Source organism: Veillonella parvula, from assembly GCF_040097785.1.
Lineage (GTDB): Bacteria > Bacillota > Negativicutes > Veillonellales > Veillonellaceae > Veillonella > Veillonella parvula_D.
In genome coordinates, this window is the sequence record NZ_JBBNNS010000004.1 from 116,461 (window position 1) to 132,984 (window position 16,524).

The window sequence follows — 16,524 nt, forward strand, 5'->3', positions numbered from 1 at the left end:
ATAGAAATTTTTTGATATTGTATTGCCGTGGGTGAGTATATGATGAAGAATCATGAATAATTATAGTATTCAGATCGTAATTTGGAATACTAATATTTGGTGTAAGAAGTGTAGATGATAATTAATCGTTATACTTCTTCTTTTTATTATCTTTGCAATATTATGCAACACAAGTGGTGTGTTTTACTGAGTTTTCGGTAAGAAAGGATAATTATGAATCGAATTTATAATGTTATTTGGAGTAAAACAAAAAAATGCTACGTTGTAGTATCTGAAATTGTAAAAACAGGTGGCGGTAAGGTGAAATCCGTACAAAGCGGTACAACCTGGGCTCGTATGAGTGCGATTATGGCGGTGGCTGCATTATTAATGGGTGGTAATATTACTACAGTTAATGCTGCTACATATACTGCTATGACGATTAATGATGTAAATGGCGCTGGTTATGCTACTGGTAATGTAGTTTATAGTGAAGGTAGTTATTTATATAATTATCAAAACCCTGGGAACCTGACACCATTTGATAATAGTCATTTGTACAATGGTACAGATAGAGGTAACTATACAGAAAATAGTTTTGCCGGCATTGCTATCGGTAAAAATACAAATATTCAGGAAACTGGTAATCCAACTTATTATTCCGGTTTAGCTATCGGTAACTATGCTCAGGCCACAGGTGGTATTGCTTTTGCTTTAGGTCATTATGCTCAGGCTTTATCACCATCTGCTATGGCTCTTGGTACAGCTACAAAGGCGAGCGGATTTAACTCTTTGGCTATGATGCGTCAATCCGCTGCAGAAGGTGAGTTCTCCACAGCATTGGGTACTGCATCCTGGGCAAAGGGTAATGGTAGTTTTGCCATGGGTTACTCCGCTACAGCAAAAGCGGATCAATCCATTGCAATCGGTGCGGCAGAAACTATAAAATTACCTGGTCAACAACATGGTACTCCAAGTGCTAAATATAATGGCGATGGTAATACCGTAACAGAAGGGGCTCGTTCTCTTGCTTTCGGTACAAAAGCTCGTACTGCAGTTGGTGCAGATGATTCTATGGCATTCGGTTCTTCATCCAGTACTGGTGGCGCTAATGCGGTAGCTATGGGTTATAGTGCTAATGCTAGTGCAGAGAATGCCTTTGCTATCGGTAATACGGCGCAATCATCCGCACAAAATGCGGTAGCGATGGGTAAAAGTGCAAATGCAAGTGGTGTAAGCAGCTTTGCCATGGGTAGTAGCTCTAATGCTGCTGGTGCTGATGCTATCGCTATGGGTAGTTCTTCCCAAGCCAAATTATCCAACTCTATCGCATTAGGTGGTAATGCAAAATCCTTGGGTGCTGATGCGCTTGCACTTGGCGGTGCGGCTAATGCATCTAAAGATGGTGCCATTGCAATCGGTAAAGAAGCGAAAGCAAACAATACTAATACGACAGCTATCGGTCTTGGTGCTACTGTTACAGGTACTAACTCCATGGCTATCGGTACAAATGCTGTTGCAGAATCCAATAATTCCTTGGCATTGGGTACTGGTACGGAAGTAAGAGGTGCCTTGGTTAATGGATACTCTGCTTTCACTAATCAACAAAACAACAATGTTGCAAACGGTGTTGTTGCGGTAGGTAACGTAGGTTCTGAACGCCGTATCATCAACGTAGCAGGTGGTGAAAACGATACTGACGCAACAAATGTAAAACAATTAAAATTTGTAAACAGTAACTTGGCAAAATCCATCGCAGGTCCTACATATACGGGCTATGAAGCGAATGGTTCTACATATAAAGCGCCTGATTTCAATATCAAGAACAGCACGTATCATACGGTAAAAGAAGCTGTTGAAGCGGCGCAAACGAATTTCTTCAGTGCTAAAGGCACATCTGCCGATGCGAACTACGATAACACAGGTGCTACAGGCAATAATGCGACAGCAGCTGGTGTACGTACTTCCGCAGCAGGTAATTTCGCGACAGCTGTCGGTGCTGATGCGACTGCAGCTAATACGAACAGTACGGCTATCGGTTATAAAGCTAAATCCAGTGTAGATGATGGCGTTGCATTGGGTGCAAACTCCGTTGCTTCCGTTGCAGCAGGTACAGCAGGCTATAATGTGAAAACTGCAGACAGCCGTACAAACGGCTATAGCGGATTGACAGGCGCTGCGTTGACTTCCACTATGGGTGCGGTGTCCGTAGGTGACGGCGGTACAAAAACTCGTCAAATCACTAATGTGGCTGCAGGTACAGCTGATACTGACGCTGTTAACGTGGCACAATTGCGCAATGTTAATTTGAAAGTAGCTGGTAACACTGGCAAAAATGACGTTTTATTGGATAACCAAACATTGACTGTAAAAGGCGATGGTTCTTATGTTACGACATCTGTTAACAACCAAACAATCGATGTAGCGTTGACTGATGCTACTAAGAATAAAATCGACAATGCGGCAAATAAAGACTTGTCCAATATTACAGACGGCGGTAAATCCGTTATTCGTGATGAAGCACAAAAAGCCGTAAAAGTTGTAGCTGGTAAAAATACAACGATTACAGAAGGTACTGACGGTACATATAAAACATATAAAGTTGACGTAGATGCTCCTGACTATCAATTAGTTGAAAATAGCAGTGCTGCTGATAAAGCATACACTGTATCTGGCAATAAAGTTGACTTAACTGTACAAGATGCTAAAAACCCTGCGAATAAGAAAACTGTAACTATCAAGGATATTGCATCTAAAACAGAACTTGATGATACAAAAACGGAGCTTATCAATAAAGGCTTGAAATTCGATGCTGATAATGGCGGCGAAAAAACAAATAAATTAGGCTCCAAGGTAACAGTAGCTGGTGATGGTACTAACATCGACACTACAATTACACAAACTGGCGACGATACAACAATTAAGGTTGCATTGGGTCAAGACATCAATGTTAATACAGTAACTGCTACAAAAACTGTAAAAGCTGGTACTGCTACTATGGGTAACCAAGCTGTAACAGACAATAAGTCAGCTACTCAAAATGGTAACTTTGTATCCGGTTTGGACAATAAAAATTGGACATTAACTGATCCTGCCTTCGTGTCCGGACGTGCGGCAACAGAAGATCAACTTAAAATTGTCAGCGATGCTGTGAAAGCGGCTAACTCAAGTGCTACGGACTATCGTTTAATCGCTAATCCGAACAATGCGGCAGATGGCTCTTATAAAGTTGATAATAATAAAGTTGATCTACAAGTGAAGGACGATAAATCCGGTACAGTTAATACTGTGACAATTAAGGATATCGCGTCTAAAACTGAACTTGATAAAGTAAAAGATCGTTCTGTGAAATACGATGGTAATACAGGTCATGACACAGTAACATTAGAAGGTGCTAATGGTACAAAAATTACCAACTTGAAAGATGGTAACGTAGCGGCTGGCTCTAAAGATGCTGTAAACGGCGGTCAATTACATCAAGTTAAGCAGGATCTTGGTGACCAAATCACAAATACTAAAAATGATTTAAACAATAAGATTGATACAACTAAACAAGATCTTATTGATAAGGGTCTTAAATTCGACGCTAATAATGGCGGTGAAAAAACAAATAAATTGGGCTCCAAAGTAGCAGTTAAAGGTGATAACTCCAATATCATTACGGAAATCTCTCAAGACGCTAACGGTGACAGCACAATTAATGTGAAACTCGGAAAAGACCTCAATGTAGAAACAATTACTGCAACTGGTGCAAATGGTAAAGACGGTAAAATCGGCATCAACGGTAAAGACGGTGTAACAACTAACATTTCCGTTACTCGTGACGGTCAACCCGGTGTAGATGGTGCTCCTGGCGCGACTACAACTCGTATTATGTACCAAAAACCTGACGGCACGAACGAAGAAGTGGCAACTTTGAACGACGGTCTTAAATTCAAAGGCGACATGGGTGCTACATCTAATGTTAAACTTAACAAACAAGTGGACATCAACGGTGGTGTAACAAGCGCTTCTGATCTTGCGACAGGCAATAATATCGGTGTTACTTCTGCGGCTGTTGGCGCTGATGGCAATGCAAAATTACAATTGCAATTGGCGAAAAACTTGACTGGCTTGCAATCCGTAACGGCATCCGACACTGTGAAAGCAGGCACTGCCACTGTAGGTAATCATACGGTAGCGGATAAAAAAGGTGGCAACCAAACTGGTAATTTTGTAACAGGCTTAGATAATAGAGCTTGGGACATTTCAGATCCTACGTATGTAGAAGGACGCGCAGCGACAGAAGACCAACTTAAGAAGGTTAGCGATGCATTGAAAGCGTCTAATGCAAGTGCTACAGATTACCGCTTAATTGCTAATCCGAACAACGTGGCAGATGGTTCCTATAAGGTTGAAAACAATCAAGTAGACTTGAAAGTAAAAGACGAAAAATCCAGTGACGTTAAAACTGTAACGATTAAGGATATTGCGTCTAAAACTGAACTAGATAATGTAAAAGATCGTTCCGTAAAATATGACGGTAACACAGGCCATGACACAGTAACATTGGAAGGCCCGGACGGCACAAAGATTACCAACTTGAAAGACGGTAATGTAGCGGCTGGTTCTAAAGATGCTGTAAACGGCGGTCAATTACATGATGCTAAAAATGAACTTATCAATACAGGTCTTAAATTTGATGCCAATGTAGGTGGCGTAAAAACTAACAAATTAGGCTCCACGGTTACAATTCAAGGTGAAGGTACTGCAGCTGACGCTGATTATAGCGGTGAAAACCTTAAAACTTTCATCAATCAAGATGCGGCAACAGGTAACACGACGATTGACGTGAAGATGAACAAAAACCTTAAAGCTGAATCTGTGAAGGTTGGCAAAAATGGTAAGGACGGCGTAGCTATTACAGGTCCTGACACAGCGAACGGTACAGATGGCAAGGTAGCTGTGACTGATAAAAACGGTAAAGAAGCAGTTTCTATTTCCGGTAAGGACGGCGTAGGCCACATCGGCTTGACAGGTCCTGCTGGAACGAACGGCGTGAATGGTACTAATGGTATCGACTTGTCCGTGAAACCTGGTTACGACGATCCTATGACAGGCGTTAAAGGCGAAAAAGGCGTTGATGGTACAAATGGTCTTACACGTATCGTTTACAAAGACGGCAATGGCGAACACCAAGTTGCGACTATGGAGGACGGTTTACAATTCACTGGTAACAACATTGGTACCGTGAATAAACAAAAATTGAACTCCTTGGTGAAAGTACAAGGTGAAGGCGTAACTGAAGCTGAATCCGCTGCATTCAAGAGCGCATCCGGCAACATCAACGTAAAAGCTGATGGCACTGACAAATTGGAACTTCAATTGGCGAAAGACCTTAAAAATCTTGATTCCGTAACAGCCGCTAAGACTGTGAAAGCAGGCGACGCTACTATGGGTAGGCAAACTGTTAACAACGCAGCTGGCGATAGCGAAACAGGCAATTATGTAACAGGCCTTGATAATAAAGATTGGGATGCAAATAAGATTGTATCCGGTCGTGCTGCAACAGAAGATCAATTGAAAAAAGCATTGGATGCTCAAAGTGCTAACTCCACTGATTATCGTTTGATTAGAAATCAAGCGGCAGGCTCTAATGGAGACTACACTGTAGATGCAAACGGTGATGTAGCGTTGACTGTACAAGATAAGAATCATCCAGATCAAACAGAAACCGTTACAATCAAAGACGTTGCTTCTAAATCCAAACTTGATAAATTGAATGATCGTGCTGTTAAATATGATTTGGATCCTAACGGAACACCTGATAAATCCAAGGTAACTTACGAAGGCCCTACATACAATAACAAACAAGGTGGGACTCACGTAACGAATGTAGCATATGCTACAGGCAACGATGGCAGCGAAGCGGTTAATGTGGACTACTTGAATGACAAAATCAAGGATAGTGCGGACGCATTGACTAATAAAGGTTTGAAATTCAATGCTAATGTAGGCGGCGAACAAACTAATAAACTTGGTTCTACTATCACTGTTCAAGGTGAAGGTAAAGCTGATGATGCTGACTACAGCGGTGAAAATATTAAAACTTTCATCAACCAAGACAATAAAGGTAACACGACTATCGACGTGAAGATGAATAAAAACCTTAAGGCTGAATCCGTGAAGGTTGGCAAAGACGGTAAGGACGGCGTGTCCATTACAGGTCCTGACAACGGTACAGACGGCAAGGTAGCTGTGACTGGTAAGGACGGAAAAGAAGCTGTATCTATTTCTGGTAAAGACGGCGTAGGTCACATCGGACTTAACGGTAAAGACGGCCGTAGCGCTGATATTTCTGTTGAAAAAGGTGATCCGGACCTCAACGGTAACGAAATCACTCGTATTAAATACACTGATGAAAATGGTAAGACACATCAAGTGGCAACCAAGGATGATGGTATGGCATACGGTGGTGACTCCGGTAATGTGATTAAGAAAAAACTTAATGAACAATTGGACATTAAGGGTGGCGTAACAAACGAAGATGATTTGACTGAAAACAATATTGGCGTTATCAGCAAAAATAATATCCTCAATGTTCGTTTGGCAAAAGACCTTAAAGACTTGAACTCCATTACTTTCAACAATGGAGCTAATGGTGCAAATGGTAAAACTGTTGTAAACGGCGCAGGCATGACTATCAATGATGCAGCTGGTAATCCGTTGACAGCTGTTACAAAAGACGGCGTGAAGATTACCGATGGTCCATCTATGACGAAGGACGGCATCGATGCAGCAGGCAAGAAGGTTACTAATGTTCAAAACGGTACGGTTGCCAAAGATAGCAAAGACGCTGTAAACGGTGGTCAATTGCATGACGCTGTTGAAAGCCTTAAAACTAAAGGCTTTGGTCTTGAAGCGGAAGACGGTCAATCCGTGAAGAAACCTCTTGGTGAAACTGTTAAAGTTAAAGGTGATGGCACGAATATCAAAACATCCGTAGACGGCGGTGCTGTTAAGGTAGAATTGAAAAAAGACATCACTGTAGACACTGTAACAACAGGCGATACTAAGATGGATACAAACGGCGTAACTATCAAGGACGGCGCTAATGAAGCGACTAAGTTGACTAAAGACGGCTTGCAAATCAATGATGGTGGCAACAAAGCTGTTACTATCAACAAAGATGGCTTAACAATCGAAAACGGTCCTAAGGTAACAAAAGACGGTATCGATGCGGCTGATAAGAAGATCACTAATGTGGCTGATGGCACTATTGGCGCTGGTAGCAAGGACGCTGTAAACGGCGGTCAATTGCATACAGCTATCGAAGACATCAAATCCACAGGCTTTGGCCTTAAAGCGGAAGACGGTCGATCCGTGAAGAAACCTCTTGGCGAAACAATCGACTTGAAAGGTGACGGCAATATCAAAACTTCCGTGGACAACGGCGCTATCAAAATGGCATTAAATGATAAGATTACTCTTGGTCAAGATCCAGCAAAACAAGTTAACATTGACGGTTCTGCAGGTACAATTACAGCTGGCAATGGCGGTAATCAAGTTAAGATTGACGGCAATGACGGTTCCGTAACGGCAAATACTGTGAAAGCTGGCGATGTAGTTGTAGGCAAGCAAACTTCTGACGGTAAAGAAGGCAACTTCGTAACAGGTTTGGATAACAAAACTTGGAATCCTGAAAACCCTGTAGCAGTTCCTGGTCGTGCCGCAACAGAAGACCAATTGAAAGCTGTTAATGACGACTTCAATAATAAAGCAAGAACAGGCCGTGTATTCCAAGGTGACCAACCTGGCGATAGCGGTAAAGTGGTTCGTGGTTTGGGAGATACTATGAACCTTACTGGTGGTGCTGATGTGAACCGTTTGGCAGACAACAATATCGGTGTTGTGAAAAACGCTGCTGGTGATGGTTATAACATCAAGTTGGCGAAAGACTTGAAAGGTCTTGAGTCCGTAACTACTACAGATGCTGCTGGTAATACGACTGTTATGAACGGTGGCGGCATGACAATTACACCTGCTCAAGGTAATGCTGTAAGCCTTACTAAAGACGGCCTCAATAACGGTGGTAATAGAATTACTAATGTAGGCCCTGGTGTAGATGGCACTGATGCGGTTAATGTAAATCAATTGAGTAGTGCTATGCGTAGTGTGGATGGTAAAATCGCTGATGTAGGTGCTACTAGTGCAGCTATTTCCGGCCTCAAACCTTTACAATATGATCCATTGGAACCAACTCAAGTATTGGCTGCTGTAGGCCACTACAAAGGCAGCACAGCTGCTGCTGTAGGCGTAGCGCACTATACTAATGAATCTACAATGTTCCATATGGGCGTATCTCTTGGCGGTCATGACAACATGATTAATGCGGGCGTATCCTACAAATTTGGTACATCCGATGCTAAGAAAGCTATTCCAGCACGCTATAAAGCAGGCCCTATCAGCTCTGCGTATGTATTGCAAGATGAAGTGACTGCGTTAAAAGCTGAAAATGAACGCATGAAACAACATGACTTAGAGTTAACTGCTAAATACGATCAAGTACAACGCGATAATGAAGAAATGAAAGCTCAAATCGCATTGTTGATGCAACAAGTAGGACTTTCCAAATAAAAAGAATTCTTAGTCTTGTTATGTAAGGAATATGAAAGCCGCCCTTCTAGGGCGGCTCATCATAAGGAGGAAGTATGAAATTCAAAACATTTATACCTGTATTGGCACTGGCTTGTGTATGCGCGGTAGGCCAAGCGGATGCGGCTCAAGATCGATTGATGATGCCAGAACAACCAGCTGAACCATTGAATGTGCTTGAAACAGAAGTGGCACTTTCCGTACCTAGCGAAGAAGTTCGTGACGTTGTTAACGCTTTCACACAATTCCAATTGGACCAAAAGGGCAAACGTATCATGGATGATTCCCGCGTTATGACCGGTCAAGAGCGTTACCGTAACAATGTATTGTACTACATGAACGTTCGTCGCAGCTGGTACATCGTGAGCCATCGTTATAAAAACGATAGCTATGGGCGTTTGGCATTAGATCGTTTGTACAACGATTACAAACAGTTCTTCACAGAACATGCGACTGTATCTGAAGACGCTAAATTGGACTATGCGCAACAAATCATCGATATCTTGGATCGCAATACGGCCAATGTACATGATGATGAATTGCGTTTCTATATGAATGAAATGGTGATCTTCAGCTTGAACGAAGCCATGAAAGACGGCAATAATCGTGTAAAACCTGTAGATGAAAAAGTAGCTCCTGCGATGGACGAACTTCACACAGTGGACCTTCGCAAAGCGATTAATGCACCTACAATTCAATAAAATTTAGACTATATCATATGATGAAAGCCGAGGCACAAATTGCCTCGGCTTTTGTCATACATAGAGTAAATCTTTTATATATAAATATGTAAATTTAATTCCATAAATATATAGAAAAGATGAAGAATTTTTATCTTATTTTTTAAATCTATTAAATAAACTATAAAAATGAATGAAACATGAAAAAGTTGTTTACAATATTGAATATTTTTGATATAGTAGTCGCTAGAGTGAGTATCTTATAGGAAAAGATATACGTAATAGTACTTAAACTATAGTATTGAGTACTATTGTTTTATGTTAGAAGTGTAGATGATTTTTTATATCTATTACTTCTTCTTTTATTTTACTTTTTTATATGAGGCTATAAACATAATGCGTAACCGGCAAGTCCGGTAATTCGGTGAGAAAGGAATAACATGAATCGAATTTATAATGTAATTTGGAGTAAAGCTAAAAATTGCTACGTTGTAGTATCTGAGTTAGTTAAGAGCGGTGGCGGTAAAGCTAGTGTGAATTCTGCAAGAACGAGCATTACTTTTCGTGCGGCTTTATGCGCGTTTGCTATTACGGGTTGTTTAGTATCGGGAATTGCAGAAGCAAATGTAATACAAGGCCCTGGCGCTGCTGCTACTGGTAGCAATAGCGTGGCAGTCGGCGATAATGCAAAATCCGCAGGTGCTAAGTCTGTGGCGATAGGTAATGACGCGGCTACATTAGCAACAAGTGAAAATGGTATTGCCATCGGTAATGGTGCGAAGGCTGAAGGTCAACAACGAGTGAAGGTTCCATATCCTGCGGGTACTATTGCTATCGGTCAAGGGTCAGTAGCTAAGGAAAATGGCGATATTGTAATAGGTCGTCAAGCGAAGAGCACGATTTCCAAGTATCATCAACAACCTGGATCCGGTGCAGTTGTAATGGGTGCAGAAGCCGCTTCTTACGGTTCTCGAGGTGACGTAGTCATCGGTGCTGCAGCGGAAGCTAATATAATTAGAAAGAATGCTACTGTTGATGGTGACGGACAGCTGTTTTCACAATCTGTAGCTATCGGTAGCGTAGCGAAGGTATATGGCACACAATCTGTGGCTATCGGTGGTGATGTAAGATCTATTGGTCAGTCTTCTATCGCTATCGGCGGTGATGATATCGATCAGGCAAAGCCTGATTTATATAAGGCCATTCCTGATTTATCGGTGCCAGGTACGCAAAAAAACTTTAACCGTGAAGTGGCTGCATTATATCCAAGTGGATTGGGTACAGCAGGGCTTAATGATAGTAAGAACTATGTAAATACTGCTTCTATCGGAAATGCAAGCCTTGCTATTGGTATGATGACACAGTCTTTAGGCACAGGCTCTAATGCTATCGGTGCTAACTCCTTGTCAAAAGGTGTGGCTAGCTCCGCTATTGGTGCTATGGCTCGTAGCTGGGGGAATAACTCTCTTGCTATCGGTAGCCAAGCCGGTGCATATGGTGAGAAATCCACATCCCTCGGCGATGCGAATACAGTAGGCTTTGATATGACAAATGCTACTCTATCTGGTTCAGCTGCAGGCGCTCTTGGTAGAGGCAATAAGGTATATGGTAATAATGCATATGCTATCGGCAGCGAAAATACTGTAGGGTCGGCTACTGTTACAGAAACTACAGAGTCTAATGGCGATAAAATTAAAAAGGTTACTGCTGGTACAGTTAAAGGTAATAAAGCTGGTGCATTCGGTTACAAGAATACTATTACAACGGATAATTCCTATGTAGTAGGTAGTAACTCTACTATTTCCGCAGATAATGGCATGGTTTTAGGTAACAGTGCTACTGTGACAGGGGCTAACGGTTTAGCTCTTGGTAATAATACGAAAGTAGCTAATGACAATGCCGTAGCTATCGGTAATGGCTCTGAAACAGCAGCAGCTGTGGCTACTCCTTCTGCTACAATCAATGGGGTAACTCATAACTTTGCAGGCACAAACCCTGCTTCCACAGTAAGCGTAGGCAAAGCAGGTATGGAACGGACTGTTACTAATGTAGCGGCTGGTCGTATTTCTGCTACCTCCACTGATGTTATCAATGGTAGCCAATTGTTTGCAGTTAAAACGGAAGTAGAAAAAGGCGTATCTTATGCAGGCGATGTAAAAGCTGCAGCAGCTGCAGATAATAAATTCACTCATAAATTAGGCGAACAAACTAATGTTGTGGGCGGCGTGACTGATGTAACTAAATTGACAGATAACAATATCGGTGTTGTTTCCAATGGCACTGATACATTAAATATTAAATTGGCTAAAACATTGACTGGTTTGGACAGTGTTACAGCTGGCGGTACTACTATCAATAACGGCGGTTTGACCGTAGATGGTAAAAACTATGTATCTCCAAACGGTATCAATGCGAATAACCAAAAGATCACCAATGTAGCTGATGGTACTAACTCTAATGATGCGGTTAACTATGGTCAATTACAAAATGTGATTAACTCTATCGATAAAGCGCCTACTGTGAAAGCAAAAGATGCAAATGTAACTGTAACAGAAGGTACAAATGCAGCAGGTGGTAAGGAATATATTGTTGGATTAGGCAATACAATCAATGTTGGTGCTGCACATCCTGTAACTGTAGATGGTAATGCAGGACATGTAACAGGCCTTCAAAATACAGATTGGAGTGTAGACAATCCTGTTGCTGTTCCTGGTCGCGCGGCTACAGAAGATCAGTTGAAAAAGGTTAACGATACAGTTAATGCCAATAAGGATCAAATCGATAAAAATAAACAAGCTATCGCAGATAACAAACAAAATATCACAACAAATGCCGGTAATATTGCTAATAATACGCAAAATATCGCAAAGAACGCTGGCGATATCGTTACAATCAATAAAACTATTGAAAAAGGGTTGAACTTTGACGGTGACTCCGGTGCAACAATCAATAAGAAATTGGGTGATACTGTTGCCGTTAAAGGCGGTGCTACAGGCACATTGTCTGATAACAATATCGGTGTTGTATCCGATGGTACTGGCACATTGAATGTGAAATTGGCTAAAACATTGACTGGTTTGGATAGCGTTACTGCTGGTGATACTACCATCAATAACGGCGGTTTGACCGTAGGTGGTAAGAATTATGTATCTCCAAACGGTATCAATGCAAATGACCAAAAGGTAACAAATGTTGCTAATGGTGATGTGGCTCCAAACTCTAAAGATGCAGTAAACGGCAGTCAATTACATCAAGTTAAGCAAGATCTTGGTGACCAAATTACGAATACCAAGAATGATTTAAATGATAAAATTGATACTACTAAAACTGACCTTATCAATAAAGGCCTTCGTTTTAACGCGGATAATGACGATGAAAAAACGAATAAATTAGGCTCTAAAGTAACGGTAAACGGCGATGATAACATCACTACAGAAATTACTGAAACTGGTGATGATACTAAGATTGCTCTTAAATTAAAGAAAGATCTTAATGTTAGAACTGTTACGGCTACGGACACTGTGAAAGCAGGCGACGTAACAATGGGTAAACAAGCTGATGGTGCGAATCCTGGTAATACAGGCAACTATATTACAGGTCTTGATAATAAGACTTGGGATCCAGGTAATGTTGTATCTGGTCGTGCCGCAACAGAAGACCAATTGAAACAAGCTTTGGCAAATCAAACTGCAACAGGCCTTAAATTTGATGCCAATGTAGGCGGTGTACAAACTAGTAAATTAGGTTCTACAGTAATCGTACAAGGCGAAGGTAAAGCTGCTGATAGTGACTATAGCGGTGAAAATATCAAGACTTTCATCAAACAAGATGCAGCAACAGGCAACACGACCATTGACGTGAAGATGAGCAAAAATCTTAAAGCTGAATCTGTAAAAGTTGGCAAAGGTGATAATAAGGATGGTGTATCTATCACAGGTCCAGATGGTGCGAACGGAACAGATGGCAAGGTAGGCATTACTGGTAAAGACGGTAAAGATGCTGTATCCATGTCCGGCAAAGACGGTGTAGGTCACATCGGTTTAAGTGGTAAAGACGGCCGTAGTGCGGATATTACTGCTGAAAAAGGCGACCCTGATATTGAAGGCAACGAAATCACGCGTATTAAATACCAAGACGAAAATGGTAAAACACACCAAGTGGCAACCAAAGACGATGGTATGAAATACGGTGGCGATAGCGGTGCCGTAATCAACAAAAAGCTTAATGAGCAAGTAAACGTAATCGGTGGTATTACTGATGTTAGCAAGTTGACTACTGAAGATAATTTAGGTGTCGTATCCGATGGTAGCAATAACCTCAAGGTTCGTATGGCAAAAGACTTAAAAGGTCTTGAAACAGTAACAACTAAAGATACTGCAGGTAACACTACAGTTGTAAATGGCGGCGGCATGAAGATTACACCTGCTAGCGGTAACCCTGTGAGCTTAACTAAAGATGGTTTGGATAATGGTGGCAATAAGATTACGAATGTAGCTGCTGGTACAGCTCCAACTGATGCAGTCAATAAATCCCAATTGGATCAAGCTGCAGCTGCTGCGACTACAACGGTAACAGCGGGCGATAATATTAAGGTTACGCCAAGCGACAATCCGAATGGTTCCAAAAACTATGAAGTAAGTCTTAAAGACCAAGTAACATTGGGCTCCGATCCGAAGAAACAAATCGCTATCGATGGCAATGCAGGCACAATCAAAGCTGGCGACAAGGTTGAAATCGACGGCGATAAAGGGACTATTAAAGTTGGTAAAGATGGTCAAGATGGCGTATCCATCACAGGCCCAGATACGGCGAACGGCACAGACGGCAAGGTAGGCGTTACTGGTAAAGACGGTAAAGATGCTGTATCCATGTCTGGTAAAGACGGTGTAGGTCACATCGGTCTTAATGGTAAGGACGGTCGTAGTGCTGATATTTCTGTTGAAAAAGGCGACCCTGATATCGAAGGCAACGAAATCACGCGTATTAAGTACCAAGACGAAAATGGTAAAACCCATCAAGTGGCAACTAAAGACGATGGTATGAAATACGGTGGCGATAGCGGTGCCGTGATTAACAAAAAGCTTAATGAACAAGTAAACGTTATCGGCGGTATTACTGATGCTAGCAAGTTGACTACAGAAGATAATTTAGGTGTCGTATCCGACGGTACTGGTAACCTCAAGGTTCGTATGGCTAAAGACTTGAAAGGTCTTGAATCCGTAACCACTAAGGACGCTGCGGGCAACACCACAGTTGTGAACGGTGGCGGTGTAACCATTACACCTGCTAGCGGTAATGCAGTAAGCCTTACTAAAGATGGCCTTAACAACGGTGGTAATACAATTACCAATGTTGCGGCTGGTGTAAACGGCACTGATGCGGTTAACGTAAATCAATTAAAAGGTGCAACAGATAAGATGGCGAATGCAATCGATGCTGTAGCGGGCGAAACACAACGTGTAGGCGCTCATGCAGCGGCTATGGCTGCGTTGAAACCAATTCAATACGATCCATTGGAGCCAACTCAAGTAATGGCTGGTGTTGGTAATTACAGAGGTGAAACTGCGGCGGCATTAGGTGTTGCACATTACTCTGCAGAAGATACTATGTTCCATTTGGGTGTATCTGTTGGTGGTCATCACAATATGGTGAATGCTGGTGTAACTCACAAATTCGGTAACTCCGATGCGAAGAAAGCGATTCCAGAACGTTATAAAGGTGGCCCTATCAGCTCTGTTTATGTGTTGCAAGATGAGGTAACAGCATTGAAAGCTGAAAATGCACGCATGCAAGAAAGCCTTAACGAATTGTCTTCTGTGAAGGCTGATAATGCACGTATGCAACAACGTATTGATGAATTATCCTCTGTGAAGGAAGATAATGAACAAATGAAGGCTCAAATTGCATTGTTGATGCAACAAGCAGGGCTTACAAAGTAAATTTGACTTGATTAAATGGGTTATTTAGTATACTCTAGTCATGTAAGAATCATGTAAGGAATATGAAAGCCGCCCTTTGAGGGGCGGCTCGTCATTAGGAGGATTTATGAAATTCAAAACATTTATGCCTGTATTGGCACTTGCTTGTGTGTGTGCAGTAGGTCAAGCGGATGCGGCTCAAGATCGATTGATGATGCCAGAACAACCGGCTGAACCATTGAATGTGATTGAAGCGGAAGTTGCAGTTCCTGTACCTAGCGAAGAAGTTCGCGATGTAGTGAATGCTTTCACACAATTCCAATTGGACCAAAAGGGCAAACGTATCATGGATGATTCCCGCATTATGACCGGTCAAGAACGGTACCGTAACAATGTGTTGTACTACATGAACGTTCGTCGCAGCTGGTACATTGTGAGTCATCGTTACAAAAACGACAGCTATGCGCGCATGGCGTTAGATCGTTTGTATAACGATTATAAACAGTTCTTTACAGAACATGCGACTGTATCTGAAGATGCTAAATTGGACTATGCGCAACAAATCATCGATATCTTGGATCGCAATACAGCCAATGTACATGATGATGAATTGCGTTTCTACATGAACGAAATGGTCATCTTCAGTTTGAATGAAGCTATGAAAGACGGCAATAATCGCGTGAAACCTGTGGATGAAAAAGCAGCTCCTGCAATGGACGAACTTCACACAGTGGACCTTCGCAAAGCGATTAATGCGCCCACAATTCAATAATTTTAGATGATTCAATTATAAGAATTAAGTGTTGTTGTGTTGTATTTCTTATAATTGTATGACCGATAAAAAATATCGGGGTGTTGTTTGTATTAACAATACCCCGATATTTTTATGCATATAATTTTGCAATCAATGTGATTCGCTGACCTTGAATCACCTTATATGTAATTTTTTTTACGATGGCCGTAAAGTTGTGATGCAGAAATTGTAACTGATCGTTAGGTTGAACGTCCGCATCATATGTGAATACGCCTTCTTCCCCATTAAAGCGACCTTTGATTGTGAAAGTTTGATTATCTCGTGTAACTACGATATCTTCTTCTGTAACCGTATTTGGTTTATCTATATTTTGTTGTAAGATATTGAGTTCTGACATAGATTTCTTCCTCCTTTCTGCTTTCAGTATAACAATAAAAATTAAAAAACACATGGAGTAATCGTATAAATTGTTTTTATACACATATGCTCTATTTCTATAAAGCCTATAAAGCCCGCCAATACGCCTTTAGAGTGCCTTAGAATAAAAAAGGAATGACGG

5 protein-coding genes are annotated in these 16,524 nt (G+C 41.6%); 4 read left to right on the plus strand and 1 reads right to left on the minus strand.

Translation table 11 applies throughout. The features are described from left to right. The first annotated feature begins 213 nt into the window (after positions 1–213). From AAA071_RS08200 to AAA071_RS08215, 4 genes are all read left to right on the plus strand, one after another. Positions 214–8,595, plus strand: coding sequence for a YadA-like family protein (locus AAA071_RS08200; RefSeq protein ID WP_349234130.1), 8,382 nt, complete (start codon positions 214–216; stop codon positions 8,593–8,595). 74 nt (positions 8,596–8,669) lie between these two features. Next, the gene (locus tag AAA071_RS08205) at positions 8,670–9,314 is read left to right on the plus strand and encodes a hypothetical protein (RefSeq protein ID WP_287525864.1); all 645 of its coding nucleotides are present in this window, start codon (positions 8,670–8,672) and stop codon (positions 9,312–9,314) included. A gap of 419 nt (positions 9,315–9,733) precedes the next feature. After that, positions 9,734–15,232 carry an ESPR-type extended signal peptide-containing protein gene (locus AAA071_RS08210; RefSeq protein WP_349234131.1) on the plus strand — a complete coding sequence of 1,833 codons (5,499 nt, stop codon included), beginning with the start codon at positions 9,734–9,736 and terminating at the stop codon, positions 15,230–15,232. Positions 15,233–15,338: 106 nt separating this feature from the next. Further along, positions 15,339–15,983: a hypothetical protein gene (locus tag AAA071_RS08215; RefSeq protein ID WP_316072915.1), complete on the plus strand. Its 645-nt coding sequence runs from the start codon at positions 15,339–15,341 to the stop codon at positions 15,981–15,983. 112 nt (positions 15,984–16,095) lie between these two features. On the opposite strand, the gene AAA071_RS08220 is transcribed toward AAA071_RS08215, so the two are convergent. Continuing rightward, entirely contained in the window at positions 16,096–16,362 is a 267-nt protein-coding gene (locus tag AAA071_RS08220; RefSeq protein ID WP_004692901.1) for a hypothetical protein, read from the minus strand. Positions 16,363–16,524 lie beyond the last annotated feature (162 nt).